Raw genomic sequence first — 21748 nt, 5'->3', positions numbered from 1 at the left:
CCTGGCCACCGGCGTTCCCGTGCCCGGGCGACCGGCCCCGGCCCGGTGGCCGCCCCGCCCCTTCGGCCTCCCGCCCGCCGGCGCTGTACCTTCGACCTCACGTCGACGAGGAGAGTGAACGTGAGCAAGTTCGTCCGGCCGGCGGCCGAGGGCGCCGACCCCTTCGGCACCGCCCGTCTGCGCCGCGGGGTTCTCGACGCCTGGGCGACCAGCCCCGCCCGGTTCCGTGAGGACGCCAACGCCGAGGAGGACCTCGTCCTGGGCGGCTACCGCGACCGGCTCGTGGTGGAGCTGGCCCAGAACGCCGCCGACGCCGCCGCCCGGGCGGGCGTGCCGGGGCGGCTGCGGCTCACCCTGCGCGACGGGGTGCTGGTGGCCGCGAACACCGGCGCGGCCCTGGACGCGGCCGGTGTCGAGTCGCTGTCCACGCTGCGGGCCTCCGCGAAGCGGGACGCCGGGAGCACGCACGGCGCCGTCGGCCGGTTCGGCGTCGGTTTCGCCGCCGTCCTCGCGGTGACGGACGAACCGGCGGTCGTGGGACGGCACGGCGGGGTGCGCTGGTCCCTCGCCGAGGCGCGGGAGCTGGCCGCCGGCACCGCCCGGCACAGCCCGGGACTCGGCGACGAGGTGCGGCGCCGCGACGGACACGTGCCGCTGCTGCGGCTGCCCTTCGCCGCCGAGGGCACGGCCCCGGACCCGTACGACACCGCCGTCATCCTGCCGCTGCGGGACGCCGCCGCGGCCGGTCTCGCCGAGCGGCTGCTCGACGCCGTCGACGACGCGCTGCTCCTCGCCCTGCCCGGCCTGGAAGAGGTCGTGATCGAGGTCGAGGCCGCACCGGCCCGCACCCTGCGCCGGCGCGCCGAGGGCGGCCTCACCGTCGTGGAGGACTCCCGGCAGGGCGCGACGGCGTGGCGGACCGCGTCCGCGCACGGCCCGCTCACCCCCGACCTGCTCGCCGACCGGCCCGTGGAGGAGCGGCTGCGGCCCCACTGGTCGGTGACCTGGGCGGTGCCCGCCGACGAGCGGGGACGGCCGGTGCCGCCCCGCACGAGCGCCGTCCTGCACGCGCCGACCCCCAGCGACGAACCGCTGGGCGTGCCGGCCCTGCTCATCGCCTCCTTCCCCCTCGACACCACCCGCCGGCACGCGGCGCCCGGCCCCCTCACCGACTTCCTGGTGCAGCGCGCGGCCGACGTCTACACCGAACTCCTCGCCGGCTGGCGGCCGGTGACCGACGCGGTCATCGGCCTCGTGCCCGGGCCGCTGGGCCGCGGCGAGCTGGACGGGGCGCTGCGGCAGGCGGTCCTGGAGCGGCTGCCGCGGACCGCCTTCCTGCCGCCGGCCGTGGAGGCGGACGGCGACGACGAACTGCCCGAGGCCTTGCGGCCCCGGGACGCCGAGGTCGTGGAGGGCGCCGGGGCCGGCACCGTACGCGTCCTCGCCGAGGTGCTGCCCACGCTGCTGCCCGCCGGGCTGGAGCGGCGCGCCGAACTGCGCACCCTCGGGGTCGCCCGGCTGCCGCTCGCCGACGCCGTCGACCGGCTCGCCGGGCTGGAGAAGGAACCCGACTGGTGGTGGCGGCTCTACGACAGCCTCGCCGGCATCGACCCCGACCGGCTCTCCGGCCTGCCGGTGCCCCTCGCGGACGGACGTACGGCCGTCGGGCCCCGGCAGGTCCTCCTGCCCACCCCCGACGCCGCGCCCGTCGACCCCGACGTCCTCGGGCGGCTCGGACTGAAGGTCGCCCACGAGGACGCCGCGCACCCGCTGCTGGAGAAGCTGGGCGCGCTGCCCGCGTCACCGCGCGCGGTGCTGACGACGCCGCAGGTGCGGGCCGCCGTGGCCGGTTCCCTGGACGAGGGCGGCGGGGCCGGCTGGGAGGATGACGCGCCGGACGCCGAGGAGCTGGCCGAGACCGTGCTCGCCCTGGTCCGCGACGCCGGGCTGGAGCCGGGCGACGAACCCTGGCTGGGTGCCCTGGCGCTGCCCGACGAGGACGGGGAACTCGCGCCCGCCGGTGAACTCGTCCTCCCCGGCAGCCCGTTCGCCCGGGTGATCCGGGAGGACGAACTGGCCGCCGTGGACGCGGGCCTGGCCGAGCGGTGGGGTGCGCAGCCGCTGGCCGCGTGCGGGGTGCTCGCCGACTTCGCGCTCGTGCGCGCCACCGACGTCGTCCTCGACCCGGACGAACTGGAGCCCCGCGAGGGCGACTACGCCGAACCCGACGACGCCGGCCTGCTGGACGCCGTCGACGTGTGGTGCGAGGACATCCTCGACCGGTTCCCGGACAGCCCGGTGCCGCCGGTCGCCACCGAACTCGTCGCCGTCCGCGACCTGGACCTGGTGGACGACGCCCACTGGCCCGAGGCGCTGGCCCTGCTGGCCCGGCCGCCGCTGCGGGACGCCCTGACCCAGCCGGTGCGGATCCTGCTGCCCGACGGCACCCACGAGGCCGTGCGGCCGTACACCGCCTGGTGGCTGCGCGGGCACCCCGTCCTGGACGGGCGGCGCCCGGCCGGTCTGCTCGCCGCCGGCGGGGACCCGCTGCTGCGCGGGCTGTACGACGAGGCCGACGCCACCGGGTTCGAGGACGAGCAGGTGCTGCGGGCGCTCGGCGTGCGCACCTCCGTCGGCGCGCTGCTGGACGAGCCCGGCGGCGCCGCCGAACTGCTGGACCGGCTCGCCGACCCGGACCGCCCGGTCACGGCCGCCCAACTGCACGGTCTGTACGGGGCGCTGGCGGACCTGGACCCCGAGCAGGTGACGCTGCCGGACGAGCTGCGGGCCGTGGTCGACGGGCGGGTGGAGGTCGTGGACGCCGGTGCGGCCGTCGTGGTCGACTCCCCGGACCTGCTGCCGTTCACCGCCGGGGTGCCGCTGCTGCCGGTCCGGCCCGCGCGGGCCGCCGAGTTGGCCGAGCTGCTCCAGGTGCGGCGCCTGAGCGAGTCCGTCACCGGCGAGGTGCACTCGGAGGGGACCGAGCACGAGGTGCCCCGCCCGGTGCGGGTGCTGCTCGGACCGCGGACGCCCGGCACGTACGTCGAGCACGGCGAACTCGTCGTGGACGGCGTCGGGATCGACTGGCGGCTCACCGACGACGGCGTGCTGCACGCGGCCACCCTGGAGGGCGTCGCCGCGGGACTGGCGTGGGCGGCGGGACAGTGGCCGCGGCGGTTCGAGGTGGCCGCGCTGCTGGAGGACCCGTCGCGGACGGAGGAACTGGCGCGGGACCGGTGGTTCGACTGACGGTGGCCGTGCCGGCCTCGACGGGCCCGCTGGAAGAATCCGAGCAGTAGTACAACCTTTCACGATGTCCCCACGTCACATGTCCGGAGTCACACGACTCCCCTGATCCGAACGTGGGGACACCACATGCGCATCCGAGTCTCTGCCGCCGTCGTCGGCGGTGCTCTGGCCTTGACCGCCCTCGCCGTGCCGGCCGCGCAGGCCGACGGCAGCCAGGGCGACACCAAGATCACCAAGGTGGTCGTGGACGGGGACAACAAGGTGTCGGTCGGCACCTCCAGCGCCGTCACCGTCAAGGTCAGCGTGACCGCCACGGACGCCTCGGGGATCAAGGGCGCCGACGAGTTCGACCTCTACGGCCCCGACAACGGGTACGCGACGACCGCCAAGCCCACCTGCGCCAAGGTGAGCACCACCACCTCCACCTGCACCGCCTCGGTGACGATCGATCCGAAGACGGACTACCTCACCGACAAGAGCGCCGGCACCTGGTACGTGGACGCGTGGGTCGACGCCAACGACGACGGCTACATCTGGAAGGAGAAGGCCGGCTCCTTCTCCTTCCAGCGCGCCGCCAAGCTCACCGCCGACGCGGCCCCCGAGCCGGTGGCGAAGGGCAAGACCCTCACCGTCACCGGCGCCCTCACCCGCGCCAACTGGGAGTCCCTGAAGTACGGCGCCTACGGCTCGCAGGCCGTCAGGCTCCAGTACCGCAAGAGCGGCTCCAGCACGTACACCACGCTGAAGACGGTCACGGCGGACTCCAAGGGCAACCTGAAGACCACCACCACCGCCTCGGCCGACGGCTACTACCGCTACTCCTTCGCGGGCAACTCGACCACGGCCGCGGTCAGCGCCACCGGCGACTTCGTCGACGTGCGGTAATCGCCGCTCGCCCGGGCCGACGGCCGCGCCACCGGAGTCGTACCGGTGGCGCGGCCTTCGCCTCAGGTGGCGTCCCGCTCGGACAGGAAGGCGAGCAGCAGGGCGAACAGGTGGCTCACGGCCTGCTGTTGCCGGTCGTCGGTCAGCTGCGACCAGTGGCGGATACCGGCGTCGGGGAAGGCGTCCTCGAGGACGAGCAGGATCCAGACGAAGCTGCTCTCCTCACCCTTGCGGGCCAGCAGCCATTCCCGGAATCCGTCCAGCAGCCGCCCCGACCTGCCCAGGTCGATCCCTGCGACGAGCATGGCAGCCGCGTAGTAGCTGCCGTCCAGGCAGTACATCCCCGGCCGGTCACGGATGCTCGCGATCAACTCCGTGTCAGTCACGGACCACCTCAGAATCCGAAGTCGATGACGTCGTTGTACAGCCACTTGGACTTGTACTCGGCTATGGTCTCGCCGCCCTTCGGGCCGAAGCCGTCATAGACCCGGCCGTTGTACACCAGGACGACGTGCTCGCCCCAGAACGTGTCCTGGTCACGGTACTTGCCAAGGGCATTGAAGCCGGGCTTGGGCCTGATCACCTTGAGCTCGCCGCCGCCGAGGTTCTCGCGGATCCGTTCCGCACAGGCACGGCAGTCCGAGCTGTCCGGGATCTTGCTCGTGGGCCGGGGCAGCCCGGGGACCTTGTGCTCCCCGCACGGTATGCCGCCCGACCGGGCGGCAGAGAGATGCACCGACGCGGAACGGACCGACGAGGCCGACCGCAACGGCGCCTTGTCCAGGATCCGGCAGCCCTTCTTCAGCACCTTGATCTTGTCGTACAGCCGGTCCAGGAGCTTCAGCTTGCCACTCAGCAGGGCATCGACCGCCAGGCCCTTGCAGGAGTCGAAGTCCTTGTTCCGCATGCACTCCTCGTACTGGCCGAGGCCCAGCAGTTCCTTCTCGACGTTCCAGATGCTGTCCGCGGCGTCGCTCAGCTCCTTGGAGTGGGCGAGGATGTCGCAGTACGTCTCCTGGTGCTGGCACCAGCGGGCGAAGCCCTGCGGGTCACAGGGGATGAGGCCCTGCCCGCAGCGGTACATCTCCCGGGCGCGCGCGCCGGCTTCGTCCTTGGCCTTCTCCTTGGCGTCGACGGCCGCCTTGCGGCGGGCCTTCTCCTCCTCCTGGTACTTCTTCAGAGACACCTCGTACGCGTCGGTCAGCGCCTTCAGTGCCGCGTCGGAGTCCTTGCCCGCCTCGACGGCGGACCTGTAGGCCTGATCGGCGTAGTACTGCGCCTCCGACGCCGCGGCCTGCGCGGTCTCCGAGGACAGCGTGGCGTCCGCCGCGGACCTGGCGGCGTCCGACGCGGCGGCGTCGGCACGGTTCGCCGCGTCCCGGGCGGTCTTCGCGGACGCGGCCGCCTTGGCCGCCGACGCCTCGGCGTCCTTGGCGTACTGGTCGGCCTGCTTGGCGTAGGTCTGCGCGTCGGAAGCCGCGGCGTTCGCCTTCTTCGACCATTCGGCGGCCTCGGTGTCCGCCCTGCGGGCGGTCGCGGCGACCTTCTGGGCGGCGGCGGCGTCCTTCCGGGCGGTGGCCGCCACCTTCGCCGCGTCGGCGATCATCTTCTGCACCTGGGCCGCGTGGGTGGCGGCCAGGTTGTCCTTGCGCAGCGCCGTGTACTGCCCGGAGACGATGAACGCGTGCAGCGCCTGCGGCGAGCCCTCCAGGGCGATCCGCGCGGCGGCCTTCACCTCGGGCGGGCCGCTGTCGATCAGCTGCGCCGCCCGGACGCGTTCGTCCTGGGTCCGCGCGGTGTGCTGCGTGTCGAGCAGGAACCGGCTGTACTGCTTCGGGTCACCCGTGCCAAGTGCCTTGCGCCCGGCGTCCGTGAGTACGGGACCGGCGCCGTCCAGCGTCTGGGCGATGGCTACGCGCATGCCCTCGGCCGCCACCTGGTACTGGCCCTTGTCCACGAAGTCGGCGACGGCGGCCGCGTCACCGTCCAGGGCCTTCTCGGCCGCGTCGCGGACCGCCTTGTCCTCGCTCTCCTCGGCGAGACGCGCGACGTAGGACCGCTGGTCCTGCTCCTCGGCCGTCCTCCAGCCGTTGCGCAGGTAGTCGACGACCGTTTCATCGGTGCCGCCGAGAGCGGCCTCCGCGGCGGCGCGTGCCCACGCCGTACCGCCGTTCTTCATCACCCGTACGGCCAGGGCGCGGCCCTGTGCGGCCACGGCGCCGAGATCGGCGCCGGGTTCGGCGGCCCGGGCCACCAACCGGTCCCGCTCGGCGCGCTGGTCTCCGGCCTCCTTCTGCTGCGCGGACTGCTCGGCGGTCCTGGTGTCGTCCTCCGCCTTGTCGTCCTTGGCGCGTTCGATGCCGGCGTTGGTGCGGGTCAGCAGTTCCGCGGACTCGACCTCGCGGGCGAGCTTGTAGATCTGCTGTGCCTTGGTGACGGCGGCCGTGGCCTCGTTGGCCGCGTCGGTGGCGGCGTTGGCGTGCTGCGTGGACCTGGTCGCCGCCTGGCCCGCGTTACCGGCCTGCTCCGCCGCCTCCCGGGCGGCCTTGCCGGCGTTGCGCGCGTGGGTGGCGGCGGACGTCGCGGCGTCCCGGGCGTCCCGGGCGGCGGTGGCCGCCTTGCGCGCGAGGGCCTCGGCGTCGGCCGCGGCCCGGTTGGCCTCCGCGGCGTGCCGACGGGCGGCCGCCGCGGCGGCGCGTGCCTCGGCGGCCTCGGCGCTGGACTGGCCGGCGTAGCTGCCGGCCTCGTCGGCGGCGTCGGCGGCGGCATTGGCGTTGGCACCCGCACTGGCCGCCGAGTGCGCGGCGTCACCGGCGGCGTCGGCGGCCTTGGCGGCCTGATCGGCGGCCTGGGACGCCTTGTCGGCGCCCTGCGCCGCCTTGTCGGCGGCCTCGGCGGCCTTGCGGGCCGCGTCCGCGTTCTTGGCGTCCACCGCCGCGTCGGCGGCGGCGTTGCGGGCGCGGGTGGCGGCCTGTGAGGCACCCGCCGCGGCGGCGGCGGCCTGCGCGGCGGCGTTCGCGGCCACCCGGGCCGAGTTGTTCGCCGCGTTGGCTGCTTCGATCGCCCGCTGGGCGGAGGCCGCGGCCTGGGACGCCGCCGTGGCGGCCCGCTGGGCGGCGCGTCCGGCCCGGGCGGTGTCGTTCTTGGCGGCCTTCGCCTCGGCCTGAGCCTCCAGTGCGGCGTTCTTGGCCAGCTCCGCCGCCTTGACGGCCTTGGCCGACTCGGTCTTGGCGGCGGCGGTCTCCTTGGCGGCCTGCCGGCCCGCCTCCTTCGCCTGTTCGGCGAGCTCGGCGACCGAGGCGTTCTCCTCGTCCTTGTCCCGGGCGACGAACTGGCCGACCTGGAGGAACTCGTGGATGTCCGCGGCGGTGCCGTCCAGCGCGATGCGGCCGGCGGCCCGTACGTTGGTCCCGCCCACGCTGATGATCTGGACGAGCTGTACCCGCTCGTCCTCCTGCTGCTGGGCGTACTGGCCCGTGCTGAGGAACTTCTGTACGTCGTCGGAGGTCCCGGAGAGTGCGGCCCGGCCCGCGCTCTGCACATTGGGGCCGCCGGTGTCGATGATCTGGGCGACGCGGACCCGGTTGTCCTCCTGCAACGGGCTCTCCCAGCCCCAGCTGAGGAAGCTCTCCAGATCCTCCCGCGTCCCGGCCAGCGCGGTGCGCGCCGCGGTCAGCAGCTCCGGGCCGCCGACGGAGGCGAGTTGGGCGGCCGAGACCCGTTCGTCCTGGAAGGAGAGGTCGTCGGCGACGGCCAGGAACGCCTGGACATCGGCGTCACTGCCGGTGAGCGCGGCCTCGGCCGCCGCCTTGACGCCGGGGCCGCCCCGCTCCCAGTAGTCGACGACCAGACCGCGCTGCTCCGCGGTGGTCACCGACTGCTGCGCGGCCGCCCGCACGCCTGCTCCGGCAGCCTGGGCCCCCGCGGCGGGTGCCGCGCCCAGCAGGCCGGCGGTGAGCGCGAGCGGCAGGAGGCCCAGTGCCGTCCGGCGTATCAGACGCGACGTTTTTCCGGTGTGATCGAGCTGGTCAGTTCTTCGATTCACTGAACACCTGTCATGGTCCTCGGCGACTTCCCCGAATATGAGTCGCCGAATGATGGAGAGGGCAGCATAACTTGGCGTTAGTTCGAGCTTCGATCGACTTCTCAGCCGTTGCGGCGGCGACGTGCGGGGCACCGATCACCTGTCCCATTTGAGCCGATACGCGGGGTAACGCGGCGTAGATAAAGGGGTGTTGGTGTGGAGCATGTGAAGCTACGGCGTTGACGTGACCGCGACGCTTTGTCTAACCTGTGCACTGCCTTTACCGCTGCCTGACCAGCAGTGTGTCGTTCATTCCAAGGCTTTTTTGCCCACGCCTTCCTGTCTGTGAAGCGTCGGCTCCGGGGGCCTTTCATTTATTACGGGGGTTTGTTTTTGGCGTCTTCATCAGCCTCGGAATGAGGCAATCGCCGTGACGAACAATGATTTCTGAAGGGGCTCCTCAGTGCCTTTCCCTGCCCGAAAACTCCTCGTGTCCGCGGTCGTGGCCTCCGTCGCCACACTGGCCGGCGTCTCCGTGGCCGTCGCCGACGACCCGCCCCCTCCTCCGGCTCCGTCGGCCCCGCCCGTCGCCGTCGAGGACTACGGATATCCGCAGGCCGACCGGATCCTGACCGAGAAGGGGATCAAGCTGAAGAAGGGCGACGGCCACATCCTGCTCGCCGACTGCGACCAGGCGGCCCAGCAGATCCGGGTGCTCACGGTCCAGGACGACTCCGTCGGGCGGAAGGGTTCCTACTGCTTCCGGGCGACGGCCAAGACCGGTCGCCTCACCCTGGAACTGCCCCGCGTCTTCGCCGTCGAGGCGGCCGACCACCCGGTGAGCGCCGACCTGACCGCGGACGGCAGGACGACGACGGTCAACGTCCCTCAAGGCGGTTTCGAGTCCGTCGGTGAAGGAACCGTCGGCGGTGCCAGGTCCGTGCTGGTCGAACTCCGGGTGACCGGCTGACCGGCTGCTCCGCACAGCCACCGCCCCCTATCCGCGTGTCGGACGACCCGCGGACCCGACACCTTCTGTACGCGCAGAACAAGCCTTGTGATGAGGGAAACGTGACACATCCCCGTTCGCGCGGGACGCGCATGGCGTGGACCGCCGGGATCCTGACGGCCGGTCTGGCGACCGGGCTCCTGGGCGCCGTGCCGGCCCAGTCCGTCAACGGCGACCAGAGCCAGGACGGCACCGACCAGTTCGCCGTGAAGCTCCACATCGGCTACGGCACCGACAACGAGCGCGCCTGCTCCGGCACTCTGGTCGACGCCCAGTGGGTGCTCACCTCGGCCAGCTGCTTCGCGGCCGACCCTCAGCACGCCACCAAGCTCTCCGCGGGGAAGCCGCCGTACACGACGGTGGTGACCCTCGACGGTAACCATCCGTCCGCGGAAGCGCTCGTCAAGCAGAAGGTGCAGGAGATCGTCCCGCACCCCGACCGCGACCTGGTCATGGCACGTGTGTCCGACCCGGCCACCATGGACAACCCGCTGGACGGGCCTTTCCGCGACAACCCGGAGGCCACCGTCGGCACGACCGCGCCGACCGCGGGTAACGAGTTCAGGGCCGTCGGGTTCGGCCGCACCCGGGGTGAGTGGGTGCCCGGCCGGACGCACACCGGCTCGTTCCGCGTGGACGCCGTCGGCAGCTCGACCCTGTCCGTCTCGCCGGCCGGCGGTGGCGGTGCCCTGTGCCAGGGCGACGCGGGTGGCCCTGTGCTGGACGCGACGGACCACCTGGTCGCTGTGGTCACCGCGTCCTGGGGCGGCGGCTGCTTCGGCACGGACGAGACCCGCACCGGTGCCGTCGCCACCAGGGTCGACGACATAGCGGACTGGGTGCAGCGGGTCCGGCTGAAGAGCCGGCAGGACTACGTCACCGACGCCGTGACGGCAGCCGACTTCAACGGTGACGGGCGCACCGACATCGCGGCCGTCCTGACCCGCGGTCCCGCGCACGTCTTCTACGGCCGTGCCGACGGCACCCTTCAGTACGGAGCCTCTCTGCCCGGCCTCGGCCGCACCGGCCAGCGGCAGATCGTCGCCGGTGACTTCAAGGAGGGTGCGGGCCTCGAGGTGGTCACCGTCGAGGACGAGGGCAAGCTCTACCTCGGCCAGAGGAACTCCTGGGCCCACAACCTGTGGACGCTGGCCGGCCTCTGGAACGACGCCACGTGGAAGGACGGCCTTCCCGTCGCCACCCTGCACAGCGCTGCCCCCGGGCACGACACTCCGCTGTTCCAGTGGCCCGACGGCTCCCTCTACACGTACAAGAGGGACGCCGACGGCAACCTCGTCAACCAGAAGAAGTCCATGTGGCCGGACAAGACCTGGAAGAAGAAGTACATCGCCACGGGTGACTTCAACGGCGACGGCCGTGACGACATCGCCGCCGTCGCCACGGACGGGTCGCTGAGCCTCTACCCGGGCAAGGCCGACGGCACCTTCGACAAGGCGCGCTCGATGTCCACCAGCAAGTCCTGGGCGGGCAACCGCGCGGTGCTGGGCGGTGACTTCGACGGTGACGGCAAGGACGACCTCGCCGCCCTCGGCAGTGACGGTGACCTGCGCTGGTACGCGGGTGACGGCAAGGGCGGGCTGGCGGCCGGCAAGTCCATGTGGCCCAAGGTGTGAGTCCGGTGACGGGCCCCGGGAGCGACGGTGCTCCGGGGGCCCTCCACCGTGAGGCGGTGTCGTCTCAGGCCGGGAACCGCCGGCCCACCCACCGCCAGGCGAACTCCAGCAGCGCCGCCGCCCCCGCCGCCACCCCCGCCGCCGTCCACGGCATCGGCACGCCGACCAGGTGGAGCGCGAAGAAGTCCCGCAGGGCCGGTACCACGAGGACGAGCAGGAACGCCCCGCCCATCGCCGCCACCAGCGCCAGCCGCCACCAGGTGTAGGGCCGCGCGATGATCGCCAGCACCCACAGGCAGACCAGGAACAGGGTCAGGGTGGCCGCGCTGGTCTCCGCCGCCAGGGCGCCCGGGCCGGTGTAGTGGTGGCGGGCGAGCAGGTACGTCACGAAGGTCGCGCCGCCGGCCACCACGCCGCCGGGGACCGCGTACCCCATCACCCGGCGCACGAAGTGGGGCTGTGCCCGCTCCTTGTTGGGTGCCAGGGCCAGGAAGAAGGCCGGCACGCCGATGGTGAGGGTGGAGAGCAGGGTCAGATGCCGGGGCAGGAAGGGGTACTGCACCTGCGCGCACACCACCAGCACCGCCAGCAGCACCGAGTAGACGGTCTTGACCAGGAACAGCGTCGCCACGCGCGTGATGTTGCCGATCACCCGGCGGCCCTCGGCGACCACCGAGGGCAGGCTCGCGAAGCTGTTGTCCAGCAGCACGATCTGGGCCACCGCCCGGGTGGCCTCCGAACCCGAGCCCATGGCGACGCCGATGTCCGCGTCCTTCAGCGCCAGGACGTCGTTCACGCCGTCCCCGGTCATCGCGACCGTGTGCCCGCGTGACCGGAGCGCGCCGACCATGTCCCGTTTCCGGCGCGGGCCGACCCGCCCGAAGACGGTGCCCGTGTCGAGGGCCTCCGCCAGGGCCGGCCGGTCGTCGGGCAGCTGCCGCGCGTCCACCGCCGTGCCGTCCAGCCCCAGTCTCGCGGCGACCGCGCCGACCGACACCGCGTTGTCCCCGGAGACGACCTTGGCGCGGACGCCCTGCTCGGCGAAGTAGCGCAAGGTGTCGGCCGCGTCGGCGCGCAGCCGCTGTTCCAGCACGACGAGCGCGGTGGGGCGTGCGCCCCGGGCCGGCTCGGCGTCGTCCAGGTCGCGGCCCGCCCGGGCCAGCAGCAGCACCCGCAGCCCCTGCTCGTTCAGCCGCCCGGTCTCGGCCAGGGCCGGGGTGCCGGGGTCGAGCAGGACGTCGGGGGCGCCCAGCAGCCAGGTGCTGACCTCGCCGTCGCCCTCGCTGAACGCGGCGCCGCTGTACTTGCGGGCCGAGGAGAACGGCAGCGACTCCACGCACCGCCACTCCTCGGTGTCGGGGCAGGCGTCGATGATCGCCCGGAGGGAGGCGTTGGGGTGCGGGTCGGACTCGCCGAGCGCGCCGAGGACCTTGCGTACGTACGTCTCGTCCGCGCCGTCCAGCGGCCGCAGCCCGGTGACGTTCATACCGCCCTCGGTGAGCGTGCCGGTCTTGTCCAGGCAGACGGTGTCGACGCGGGCCAGCCCCTCGATGGCCGGCAGCTCCTGCACCAGGCACTGTCTGCGGCCCAGCCGGATGACGCCGATCGCGAAGGCCACGGAGGTGAGCAGCACCAGCCCCTCCGGGACCATCGGCACGATCCCGCCGACCGTGCGGGCGACGGCGTCGGCGGGGGTGTCGCTCTTGACGACGAGCTGGGTGACGACGAGTCCGACGGCCGCGGGGACCATCATCCAGGTGACGTACCTGAGGATGGTGGAGATGCCGGTGCGCAGCTCGGAGTGGACGAGCGTGAACCGGGACGCCTCCTCGGCGAGCTGGGCGGCGTAGGCCTCACGGCCGACCCGCGTCACGCTGAAGGCGCCGCCCCCGGCGACCACGAAGCTGCCGGACATCACCCGGTCACCGGGGCGCTTGCCGACGGGGTCGGCCTCGCCGGTGAGCAGCGACTCGTCGATCTCCAGGCCGTCCGCCTCCGCGCACACCCCGTCGACCACGACCCGGTCACCGGGGCCGATCTCGACGACGTCGTCCAGGACGATCGCGTCGGTGCCCACCTCGGTGGCGGCCCCGTCCCGCCGCACCGTCGGCCGCGCCTCCCCGATCACCGCCAGCGAGTCCAGGGTCTGCTTCGCCCGCCACTCCTGCACGATGCCGATACCGGTGTTGGCGATGATCACGAAGCCGAAGAGGCTGTCCTGGAACGGCGCGACGCACAGCATGATCAGCCACAGGACGCCGATGATCGCGTTGAACCGGGTGAGGACGTTCGCCCGGACGATCTCCCGCAGCGACCGGCTGCCGCGCACCGGCACGTCGTTGACCTGCCCCCGGGCGACGCGTTCCGCGACCTCGGCCCCGGTCAGCCCGCCCGGCCGGGGCGGGGGTGCGGGCGCGGGCGCGGGGTGCGCGGGGTCGAGTTCCGCACCCGCGTCCATGGGGGTCATGTTCCCGACGGTACGTGCGGTCGTGTCCCGTCGCCCGCCGGACCGGGCGGTTACCCGGCGGCGGCGCGCTTGAGTGCCGCGTCCCGCCCGCGCACGTACCAGACCCCGATCAGGCCCAGGCCGCCGCCCGCCAGGCACGTCCACAGCCACCACAGGTGCCCGTGGTCCTGGAGCCAGCCGTAGAAGGGCAGCTGGACGAGGAAGAGCACGAACCACGCGATCGTGATGCCGGTGATGGTGGCGACCACGGGCCCCTCCAGGGGCTCCGGCGCTTCGTGCTGAGGGGTCCACTTGGCCATGGGGACAGCTTACGAGGCGGTGGGGACGCGACGGCCGGTACGGACGCGGTCACCGGACCCGATCAGTTCTACGCGCGGAGATAGCGATCTTCTCTCTCATACCTTCATACTGAAACCGTTTGTCTCTGACCACTTCCGCTCGTACGAAACTCCAATGGGGCTCGGGGGAACCCCGCTGGTGATGAGGTTGCGCATGTCCACCTCGGCCCCCGCCAAGGTCCCCACCCCCGAGAAGCCGGGCGGTGCGTCCGGCTTCGGTCCCCTCGACCGCTACTTCAAGATCTCCGAGCGCGGCAGCTCCGTCGCCCGTGAGGTCCGCGGCGGCTTCGCCACCTTCTTCGCGATGGCGTACATCATCGTGCTGAACCCGATCATTCTGGGCAGCGCGAAGGACATGTACGGCCACCACCTGGACAACGGCCAGCTGGTGACCGCCACCGCGCTGACCGCCGCGTTCACCACGCTGCTGATGGGTGTCATCGGCAACGTGCCGATCGCGCTCGCCGCCGGCCTCGGCGTGAACTCCGTCGTCGCGCTCCAGCTGGCACCCCGGATGTCCTGGCCGGACGCCATGGGCATGGTCGTCCTGGCCGGATTCGTGGTCATGCTGCTGGTCGCGACCGGTCTGCGCGAGCGGGTGATGAACGCCGTGCCGTTCGGCCTGCGCAAGGCGATCGCGATCGGCATCGGCCTGTTCATCATGCTGATCGGCCTGGTCGACTCCGGGTTCGTCACCCGGATGCCGGACGCGGCCCAGACCACCGTCCCGCTCCAGCTGGGCACCGGCGGTCACCTCACCGGCTGGCCGGTGCTGATCTTCATCCTGGGCGCGCTGCTCACCTTCGCGCTCATCGTCCGCAAGGTGCCGGGCGCCATCCTGATCTCGATCGTCGGCATGACCGTCCTCGCGGTCGTCATCAACGCGGTCGCCACCGTCCCGTCCTGGGGCCTGACCGTCCCGAAGTGGCCGGGCAACCCGGTCTCCACGCCCGACTTCGGCCTGGTCGGCCAGGTCAGCCTGTTCGGCGGGTTCTCCAAGGTCGGCGTGCTGACCGGCATCCTCTTCGTCTTCACGGTCCTGCTGTCGTGCTTCTTCGACGCGATGGGCACGATCATGGGCATCGGCGACGAGGCCAAGCTGACCGACGCCCAGGGCTACATGCCCGGCATCAACAAGGTCCTCTTCGTGGACGGCCTCGCGGTCGCCGCGGGCGGTGCCAGCTCCTCCTCGGCCACCACGGCCTTCGTGGAGTCCACGGCCGGCGTCGGCGAGGGCGCCCGCACGGGCCTGGCGAACGTCGTCACGGGCGGCCTGTTCGCGGTGGCGCTGTTCCTCACCCCGATCGCCACGATGGTCCCGTCCCAGGCGGCCACCCCGGCGCTGATCGCGGTCGGCTTCCTGATCCTGTCGAACTCGGTCAAGGAGATCGACTGGGCCGACTACACGATCGCCATCCCGGCCTTCGTGACGATGCTGATGATGCCGTTCACGTACTCGATCACGAACGGCATCGGCATGGGCTTCATCACCTTCACGGTGCTGCGCCTGGCCGCCGGGCGGGCCCGGGAGATCCCGGTGGCGATGTACGCCGTCTCGGCCGTCTTCGCGTTCTACTACCTGATGCCGGCGCTGGGTCTCACCTGAGTCCTCGCCTGCCTCAGGTGACCCCGTAGAACCTCTCCGTCTCCTCGACGGCGGCCCGGAACCGCTCGTCGAAGTCACCGTGAATGAGCGTCCGGACGACATAGTCCTGGACGCTCATTCCTCTTTTCGCCGCGTGCTGCCGGAGCCGTTCGAGCAGCTCCCCGTCCATCCGCAGGCTGAGCACACTGGTCCCCATGCGTACGAGGGTCGCCACAGGCGGCCCGCCGGTGCGCCGCTTTCCGCGAGCGGCTCACCCGTACGGGTGATGGATACGCGCAGTGGCGGGCGTCACGGCCGGCACGGCGGTCCCGAGTGGTCTTTAGCTAGAGTAATGAGTTACGCTAAAGAACATGCCGGACCTTACCCATGGCGACGACGCTGCCGCCGTGAACTCCCTGCGCTCCGCCGTGATGCGGCTGTCCCGTCGGCTCAAGCACCAGCGGGTCGACGAGTCGCTGAGCCCCACCGAGATGTCGGTGCTCGGCACCCTCGCCCGCTGCGGCTCGGCCACCCCGGGTGAGCTGGCCCGCAAGGAGCACGTCCAGCCGCCGTCGATGACCCGCATCGTCGCGCTCCTGGAGGCCAAGGGGCTGGTCCGGCTCGAGCCGCACCCCGAGGACCGGCGGCAGAAGGTCGTCACCCAGACCGAGCAGGCCGAGGCCATGCTCGAGGAGAGCCGCCGCAAGCGCAACGCGTTCCTGGCAGGCCTGGTCGAGGGACTCGGCGAGGACGAGTGGGCCGCCCTGCGCGCCGCCGCCCCCGTACTGGAGAAGCTCGCACATCTGTAAGCAAGTCACCGGAGGAGGCGAACCCTTTTGAGTACGGGATCCGGAGCACCTTCCGCCCCCGCACCGACCGCCACTACTGCCCCAGCTCCTCGCGCGACGTCGATGTTCAGCTCCCTGAAGATCCGGAACTACCGCCTCTTCTTCATGGGCCAGGTCGTCTCCAACACGGGCACCTGGATGCAGCGCATCGCCCAGGACTGGCTGGTCCTCTCGCTCACCGGCTCCTCCGCGGCGGTAGGCATCACGACCGCCCTGCAGTTCCTGCCGATGCTGCTGTTCGGCCTCTACGGCGGAGTCCTCGTGGACCGCCTGCCCAAGCGGCCGACCCTGCTGGGAACCCAGTCCGCCATGGCCGTCACCGGTCTGGCACTGGCCGCGCTGACCCTCTCGGGCCACGTCCAGGTCTGGCACGTCTACGTCGCCGCGTTCGCCGTCGGCCTCGCCACCGTGCTCGACAACCCGGCCCGCCAGTCCTTCGTCTCCGAGATGGTGGGCCCCGACCAGCTCCAGAACGCGGTCAGCCTGAACTCCGCGAACTTCCAGTCCGCCCGGCTCGTCGGCCCCGCCGTCGCCGGCCTGATGATCACCGGCGTGGGCACCGGCTGGGCGTTCCTCGCCAACGGCCTGTCCTTCGCCGCGCCCCTCGCCGGCCTGCTGCTGATGCGGGCCCGCGAGCTGCACGTCGTCCAGCGCGCGCCGCGCGGCAAGGGCCAGCTGCGGGAAGGGCTGGACTACGTCGCCAAGCGGCCGGAGCTGATCTGGCCGATCGTGCTGGTCGGCTTCATCGGCACGTTCGGCTTCAACTTCCCGGTGTGGCTGTCGGCCTACGCGGACGACGTCTTCCACGCCGGCGCCGGCGCCTACAGCCTCTTCAACACCCTGATGGCCGTCGGCTCCCTCGTCGGCGCCCTGCTGGCCGCCCGGCGCGGCACGGCCCGGCTGCGCGTCCTGATCGGCGCCGCGCTGGCCTTCGGCACGCTGGAGGCGGTGGCCTCCGCCGTCCCCCAGTACTGGCTGTTCGCGCTGCTCATGGTGCCCATCGGCGTCTGCGGCCTGACGGTGAACGTCACCGCGAACACGGCGGTCCAGATGGCCACCGACCCGGCCATGCGCGGCCGGGTGATGGCCCTGTTCATGATGGTCTTCATGGGCGGTACGCCGCTCGGGGCGCCGGTCGTCGGCTGGATCACCGACACCTACGGCGCCCGGATCGGCTTCGCGGCGGGCGGTGTGGTGTCGGCCCTCGCGGCCGGTGCCGTCGGACTGGTCCTGTCCCGCATCGGCGGCCTGCGCCTGTCGGTGGGCTGGCACCACGGCCACCCGCGGGTCCGTTTCGTCCCGCGCGAGCCGGAACGGCTGGCTACGGCGGCCTGAACGGCCCCGGGGGCCCCGGGGCGGCTGAGGGCTCCCGGGGCCTACAGGACCCGCCGGGCCAGCACCTGCCCGGGCCACGCGTCCTCACCGTAGGTGAAGGGCTCGGTCCGGATGAAGCCGTTGCGCTCGTAGTAGGCGACCAGCTTGCCGTCGTCGCCCGCGTAGCAGTCCACCCGCAGCAGGGAGATCCCCTCCGCCCGGGTCGCCCGGGCCGCGTGCGCGAGGAGGGCGGCCCCGGCGCCCCGCCCCTTGAAGCGGCGGTCGGAGGCGAGCAGGTTGATGTACCGCTCGGGTTCGTCGGCGGGCTCCAGGTACGGGCCGGGGGCGTCGGTCAGGGTGAGGGTGGCGGCCGGGACGCCGTCCACCTCGGCCACGTACGGCCGGCCCCGGGTGGCGTACCGCTCGACCATGGCGACGGCCCGGGGATTGTCCGACCACGGCTCGGTGCCCCACTGCCGGGTACGGCCCTGTGAGACCAGCCACTCCACGGAGCTGTCCAGCATGCCCAGGATCAGGGGAACGTCGTCGGGGCCGCCTTCGCGGATCGTGATCGGCATCGGATCATCATGCCCCCCGGGATTTGGGATCGTGAAGACATGAGACTCTTCGCCGCCGTACTGCCCCCGGAGGTCGCCACCGAGGAACTCGCCGTCGTGGCGGCCCGGTTGGGGGAACTGCCGGGTGCCGGCGGGCTGCGCTGGACCGGCCGCCCCGGCTGGCACCTCACCCTCGCCTTCTACGGCGAGGTCACCGACGACCTGGTACCCGCCCTCTCGGACCGCCTGGCCCGCGCCGCCCACCGTACGGCCCCCTTCGCCCTGAGCCTCGCGGGCGGCGGCCGGTTCGGGCAGGGCCGCGCGCTGTGGACGGGCGTCCGGGGAGACGTGCAGGCCCTGCGGCTGCTGGCCGGGCGGGCCGAGGCGGCGGCACGGAAGGCCGGGGTGCCGATGGGGGAGCACCGGCCCTACAAGGCCCATCTCACGCTGGCCCGCGGCCGGGAGGCGGTGGACGTACGGCCCTTCGTCACCGCGCTCGCGGAGTTCGCCGGCACCCCCTGGACGGTCGCGGACCTCGCCCTCGTGCGCAGCAGCCTGCCGAGGTCCGGCGTGCCCGGCGAGCAGCCCCGCTACGAGGCGGTCGCCCGCTGGGCACTCGGCGCGGGCAGCTAGGCTCGACGGCGTGGACCCGAAGACGCGGAACCGGATCATGGCCGGTGTGCTGGTGCTGATGTTCGTGGTGGTGGCCTTGGCGGCGGCCGTCAGGTAGTGACCCCTGCGACCGTCCGGCACCCCGCCGGCTGCCGGGAGGTGACGGCGCCGCGGTGACCGCCGGGAGGCGGCGGCGCGATGACTGCCGGGAGGCGGCGGCCGCCGGCCGTCCCGGGGCCCGCAGCCGCCGATCCCCGTGCCCCCGGCGGAGCACCGGTGGCTGTCACCAGGCGAAGGCCTCCGGGGACGGGCCCGGCCCCGGGAAGATCTCGTCCAGGCCGGACAGCACGTCCTCGCTCAGCTCCAGCTCCACCGCCCGGAGCGCCGACTCCAGCTGCGCGGCCGTGCGCGGGCCCACGATCGGGCCGGTGACCCCGGGCCGGGTCAGCAGCCAGGCCAGGGCGACCTCGCCGGGCTCCAGGCCGTGCTTGTCCAGCAGGTCCTCGTAGGCCTGGATCCGCGCGCGGGCGGCCGGGTCACCGAGGGTGTCCGAGGCCCGGCCGGAGCCCCGGCGACCGCCCTGGACCTCCTTCTTGAGGACCCCGCCCAGCAGGCCGCCGTGCAGCGGCGACCACGGGATGACGCCGAGGCCGTAGTCCTGCGCGGCCGGGATGACCTCCATCTCGGCCCGGCGCTCGTACAGGTTGTACAGGCACTGCTCGCTGACCAGGCCGATGGTGCCGCCGCGGCGGGCGGCCGTCTCGTTGGCCTGGGCGATCTTGTAGCCGGGGAAGTTGGAGGAGCCCGCGTAAAGGATCTTGCCCTGCTGGACGAGGACGTCGATGGCCTGCCAGATCTCCTCGAACGGGGTGTTCCGGTCGATGTGGTGGAACTGGTACAGATCGATGTGGTCCGTCTGGAGCCGCCTCAGGCTGGCGTCCACCGCGCGCCGGATGTTCAGCGCGGAGAGCTTGTCCTGGTTGGGCCACACGGACGCGCCGTCCTGCCCCATGTTGCCGTACACCTTGGTGGCGATGACGACCTTGTCGCGCCGGTCACCGCCCTTGGCGAACCAATTCCCGATGATGGACTCGGTGCGGCCCTTGTTCTCGCCCCACCCGTAGACGTTCGCGGTGTCGAAGAAGTTGATGCCCGCGTCCAGCGCCGCGTCCATGATCGCGTGGCTGTCGGCTTCGTCCGTCTGCGGGCCGAAGTTCATCGTCCCGAGGACGAGCCGGCTGACCTTGAGTCCCGTGCGTCCGAGCTGTGTGTACTTCATGGTTCACCAGCCAACGACCTGGAGTGCGCTCCAGGCAAGGCCCCGGGCCGCGAGTCCGGCGCCGTGGTCCACGACGCGCCTGGCCGCGGGAACCCGGTCAGGCCGTTTCGGCCGCGTACGGCTGTCCGACGCCCCACGCCTGCCACATCGCCGCCGCGAACGCCCCCGCGATCCGGTGTTCCCCGTGCGCGTTGGGATGGGTGCCGTCGTACGTGTCGGTGTGGATGTCGTACGCCTCCGGCGGTGAGGCCGACAGCAGGTGCGAGCGCGGTTCGTCCAGGTCTGCCACGGCCTTGGCGAGCAGTTCGTTGAACCGGGCCACCTGCTCGGCGAAGGCCGGGTCGGCCGCGGCCCGGATGTTCGGGATCACCGGCAGTAGCACCATGCGGATGTGCGGGTCGGCCTCGCGGGCCGCGGCGACGAAGGCCCGTACGTTGTCCGCCGTCTGCTCGGCGTCGGTGTAGAAACCGAGGTCGATCAGGCCGAGGAAGACGAGGAGGACGTCGGGGCGGTGGGCCCGCACGGCGTCCCCGATCAGGGGGACCATGTGCAGCCAGCCCTCGCCCCAGCCCGCCAGGTGCGCGCGGGGAAAGTCGGGCTCGGCGTAGGCGAGGGACGTCGGGGCGTCGTCCTGTTTGTCGTACAGCGTCTCGCGCGGGCCGACGAAGGTGAACGGGCCGCCGTGCGACGCGCACAGGTGCCGCCACAGCCGGTAACGCCATGTGTGGTCGCCCGAGCTCCCGATCGTCATGGAGTCGCCCACGGGCATGAACCTAAGCATCCGGTCATGATGGACGATCGCGGGAGCCCGCGGGATCCGGGGAGCGTGTGAGGCGGGCCACGTCCCCCGAACACCCGGCGGGGATGGCAGGCTTGGGGCATGCGTCGATCGTTCGCCGTCCTCGCCGGGGTGCTGCTCGCCGGCGCCTGCGCGCTGCCCGCCTCCGCCGCCGACGGCACCGGTGACCGGGGGTTCACCCTCAAGGATCCGCGGATCACCGAGTCCAGCGGGCTCGCCGCCTCCCGACTGCACCCCGGTGTCTACTGGACCCACAACGACAGCGACGACGGGCCGTACCTCTACGCCGTCGACAGCGCCACCGGCAGGACCGTCGCCCGGATCACCCTGCGCGGTATCGGCTCCCCGCGCGACGTCGAGGCCGTTTCCGTCGGGCCGCACAACGAGATCTACGTCGGGGACATCGGCGACAACTTCGGCGGCCGGTGGCCGTACGTGTGGATCTACAGGTTCCCCGAGCCGAAGCGGCTGACGGACCAGGCGGTCACGGCCACGCAGTACGTCGTGAAGTACGCGAACGGGCCGCGCGACGCCGAGTCGCTGCTCGTCCACCCGAGGACCGGGCGGGTCTACATCATCGACAAGAAGCAGGACGGCGGGCACCTGTACGAGGGCCCGGCCACCCTCTCCGCCTCCGGCGCCAACGTCTTCCGTCCCGTCGCCGCCGTCGATCTGTGGGCCACCGACGCCGCGTTCTCCCCGGACGGCCGGCAACTCGCCGTCCGCGGGTACTTCGGCGGCGTGTACTACGGCTTCGACGGCGGCCGGATCAAGCGCGAGGGCACCCTCGACGTGCCGTTGCAGGGGCAGGGCGAGTCGGTGTCGTACTCCGCCGACGGCACCAAGCTGATGTACGGCAGCGAGGGCGCCGACAGCGCTGTCCGGGCGGAGGACGCCCCGGCCCGCCCCGGAGCGAAGTCCCCGTCGGCGAACGGCGGTTCCCGCGCGTCGCAGGACAACGGCGGCGGTGCGAGCCTCAAGGTCGGCGCCGGGATCGTCGTGGCGGGACTGGCGGCCCTGTTCGGCCTGCGGTGGCTGCGACGCGGCTGAACGCGGTGGGCGGAGGGAAAACAGCCCGTCCGGGTTCTCCTCCGCACGTCCATTTCCGCCTCCTCCGTGAGGTGGAGCAAGACTGTTCCGCAGATGGA

The 21748-nt window shown here is 72.4% G+C and carries 17 protein-coding genes; 9 read left to right on the top strand and 8 right to left on the bottom strand.

Translation table 11 applies throughout. The annotated features are described in order from the left end of the window. Positions 1-120: 120 nt before the first annotated feature. Positions 121-3249 carry a sacsin N-terminal ATP-binding-like domain-containing protein gene (locus ACGFT1_RS22455; protein ID WP_373910711.1) on the top strand — a complete coding sequence of 1043 codons (3129 nt, stop codon included), beginning with the start codon at positions 121-123 and terminating at the stop codon, positions 3247-3249. A 126-nt stretch (positions 3250-3375) separates the two neighbouring features. After that, the gene (locus tag ACGFT1_RS22450; protein WP_373910710.1) at positions 3376-4134 is read left to right on the top strand and encodes a calcium-binding protein; all 759 of its coding nucleotides are present in this window, start codon (positions 3376-3378) and stop codon (positions 4132-4134) included. Between the two features lie 62 nt (positions 4135-4196). On the opposite strand, the gene ACGFT1_RS22445 is transcribed toward ACGFT1_RS22450, so the two are convergent. Then, positions 4197-4520: a hypothetical protein gene (locus ACGFT1_RS22445; RefSeq protein ID WP_373910709.1), complete on the bottom strand. Its 324-nt coding sequence runs from the start codon at positions 4518-4520 to the stop codon at positions 4197-4199. Positions 4521-4528: 8 nt separating this feature from the next. Beyond that, positions 4529-8179, bottom strand: coding sequence for an ALF repeat-containing protein (locus tag ACGFT1_RS22440; protein WP_373910708.1), 3651 nt, complete (start codon positions 8177-8179; stop codon positions 4529-4531). 442 nt (positions 8180-8621) lie between these two features. Between ACGFT1_RS22440 and ACGFT1_RS22435 the strand changes: the two genes are divergently transcribed. Together ACGFT1_RS22435 and ACGFT1_RS22430 are read left to right on the top strand one after the other, a co-directional pair. After that, entirely contained in the window at positions 8622-9128 is a 507-nt protein-coding gene (locus ACGFT1_RS22435; protein ID WP_393733828.1) for a hypothetical protein, read from the top strand. A 101-nt stretch (positions 9129-9229) separates the two neighbouring features. Then, entirely contained in the window at positions 9230-10801 is a 1572-nt protein-coding gene (locus ACGFT1_RS22430; protein ID WP_373910706.1) for an FG-GAP-like repeat-containing protein, read from the top strand. Between the two features lie 64 nt (positions 10802-10865). Here the strand turns inward: ACGFT1_RS22430 and ACGFT1_RS22425 are convergent, their stop codons facing one another. Continuing rightward, positions 10866-13268 carry an HAD-IC family P-type ATPase gene (locus ACGFT1_RS22425; protein WP_373910705.1) on the bottom strand — a complete coding sequence of 801 codons (2403 nt, stop codon included), beginning with the start codon at positions 13266-13268 and terminating at the stop codon, positions 10866-10868. Positions 13269-13318: 50 nt separating this feature from the next. Further along, entirely contained in the window at positions 13319-13567 is a 249-nt protein-coding gene (locus tag ACGFT1_RS22420; protein WP_373910704.1) for a DUF2530 domain-containing protein, read from the bottom strand. Positions 13568-13760: 193 nt separating this feature from the next. On the opposite strand from ACGFT1_RS22420, the gene ACGFT1_RS22415 reads away from it, so the two are divergent. Further along, positions 13761-15212, top strand: coding sequence for an NCS2 family permease (locus ACGFT1_RS22415; RefSeq protein WP_373910703.1), 1452 nt, complete (start codon positions 13761-13763; stop codon positions 15210-15212). A 13-nt stretch (positions 15213-15225) separates the two neighbouring features. On the opposite strand, the gene ACGFT1_RS22410 is transcribed toward ACGFT1_RS22415, so the two are convergent. Next, entirely contained in the window at positions 15226-15408 is a 183-nt protein-coding gene (locus ACGFT1_RS22410) for a ribbon-helix-helix protein, CopG family (RefSeq protein WP_373910702.1), read from the bottom strand. A gap of 154 nt (positions 15409-15562) precedes the next feature. On the opposite strand from ACGFT1_RS22410, the gene ACGFT1_RS22405 reads away from it, so the two are divergent. Continuing rightward, a complete protein-coding gene (locus tag ACGFT1_RS22405) occupies positions 15563-16000 on the top strand; it encodes a MarR family winged helix-turn-helix transcriptional regulator (protein ID WP_373910701.1) in 438 nt (145 codons plus the stop codon). Between the two features lie 27 nt (positions 16001-16027). Continuing rightward, the gene (locus tag ACGFT1_RS22400; protein WP_373910700.1) at positions 16028-17374 is read left to right on the top strand and encodes an MFS transporter; all 1347 of its coding nucleotides are present in this window, start codon (positions 16028-16030) and stop codon (positions 17372-17374) included. Between the two features lie 41 nt (positions 17375-17415). On the opposite strand, the gene ACGFT1_RS22395 is transcribed toward ACGFT1_RS22400, so the two are convergent. Next, the gene (locus tag ACGFT1_RS22395) at positions 17416-17931 is read right to left on the bottom strand and encodes a GNAT family N-acetyltransferase (RefSeq protein WP_373910699.1); all 516 of its coding nucleotides are present in this window, start codon (positions 17929-17931) and stop codon (positions 17416-17418) included. A 39-nt stretch (positions 17932-17970) separates the two neighbouring features. On the opposite strand from ACGFT1_RS22395, the gene thpR reads away from it, so the two are divergent. Then, positions 17971-18543: an RNA 2',3'-cyclic phosphodiesterase gene (gene thpR / locus ACGFT1_RS22390; protein ID WP_373910698.1), complete on the top strand. Its 573-nt coding sequence runs from the start codon at positions 17971-17973 to the stop codon at positions 18541-18543. A gap of 262 nt (positions 18544-18805) precedes the next feature. Here the strand turns inward: thpR and ACGFT1_RS22385 are convergent, their stop codons facing one another. Beyond that, on the bottom strand, positions 18806-19801 hold the full coding sequence (locus tag ACGFT1_RS22385) for an aldo/keto reductase (protein WP_373910697.1): 996 nt from the start codon (positions 19799-19801) through the stop codon (positions 18806-18808). A 97-nt stretch (positions 19802-19898) separates the two neighbouring features. Beyond that, a complete protein-coding gene (locus tag ACGFT1_RS22380) occupies positions 19899-20582 on the bottom strand; it encodes a GDSL-type esterase/lipase family protein (RefSeq protein ID WP_373910696.1) in 684 nt (227 codons plus the stop codon). 99 nt (positions 20583-20681) lie between these two features. Here ACGFT1_RS22380 and ACGFT1_RS22375 point away from each other — a divergent pair, with 99 nt between their 5' ends. Next, on the top strand, positions 20682-21650 hold the full coding sequence (locus ACGFT1_RS22375; protein ID WP_373910695.1) for a WD40 repeat domain-containing protein: 969 nt from the start codon (positions 20682-20684) through the stop codon (positions 21648-21650). Positions 21651-21748: the final 98 nt, after the last annotated feature.

The sequence above is a fragment of the Streptomyces sp. Y20 genome, assembly GCF_043195475.1.
Classification (GTDB): Bacteria; Actinomycetota; Actinomycetes; order Streptomycetales; family Streptomycetaceae; genus Streptomyces.
This window is presented reverse-complemented; position numbering and strand designations above follow the sequence as displayed.

Coding starts and splice junctions, on each gene's coding strand:
- ACGFT1_RS22385 (WP_373910697.1), bottom strand. CDS start 19,801: ATGAAGTACACACAGCTCGGACGCACGGGACTCAAGGTCAGCCGGCTC.
- thpR (WP_373910698.1), top strand. CDS start 17,971: ATGAGACTCTTCGCCGCCGTACTGCCCCCGGAGGTCGCCACCGAGGAA.
- ACGFT1_RS22405 (WP_373910701.1), top strand. CDS start 15,563: ATGCCGGACCTTACCCATGGCGACGACGCTGCCGCCGTGAACTCCCTG.
- ACGFT1_RS22380 (WP_373910696.1), bottom strand. CDS start 20,582: ATGCTTAGGTTCATGCCCGTGGGCGACTCCATGACGATCGGGAGCTCG.
- ACGFT1_RS22450 (WP_373910710.1), top strand. CDS start 3,376: ATGCGCATCCGAGTCTCTGCCGCCGTCGTCGGCGGTGCTCTGGCCTTG.
- ACGFT1_RS22375 (WP_373910695.1), top strand. CDS start 20,682: ATGCGTCGATCGTTCGCCGTCCTCGCCGGGGTGCTGCTCGCCGGCGCC.
- ACGFT1_RS22395 (WP_373910699.1), bottom strand. CDS start 17,931: ATGCCGATCACGATCCGCGAAGGCGGCCCCGACGACGTTCCCCTGATC.
- ACGFT1_RS22420 (WP_373910704.1), bottom strand. CDS start 13,567: ATGGCCAAGTGGACCCCTCAGCACGAAGCGCCGGAGCCCCTGGAGGGG.
- ACGFT1_RS22410 (WP_373910702.1), bottom strand. CDS start 15,408: ATGGGGACCAGTGTGCTCAGCCTGCGGATGGACGGGGAGCTGCTCGAA.
- ACGFT1_RS22415 (WP_373910703.1), top strand. CDS start 13,761: ATGTCCACCTCGGCCCCCGCCAAGGTCCCCACCCCCGAGAAGCCGGGC.
- ACGFT1_RS22425 (WP_373910705.1), bottom strand. CDS start 13,268: ATGACCCCCATGGACGCGGGTGCGGAACTCGACCCCGCGCACCCCGCG.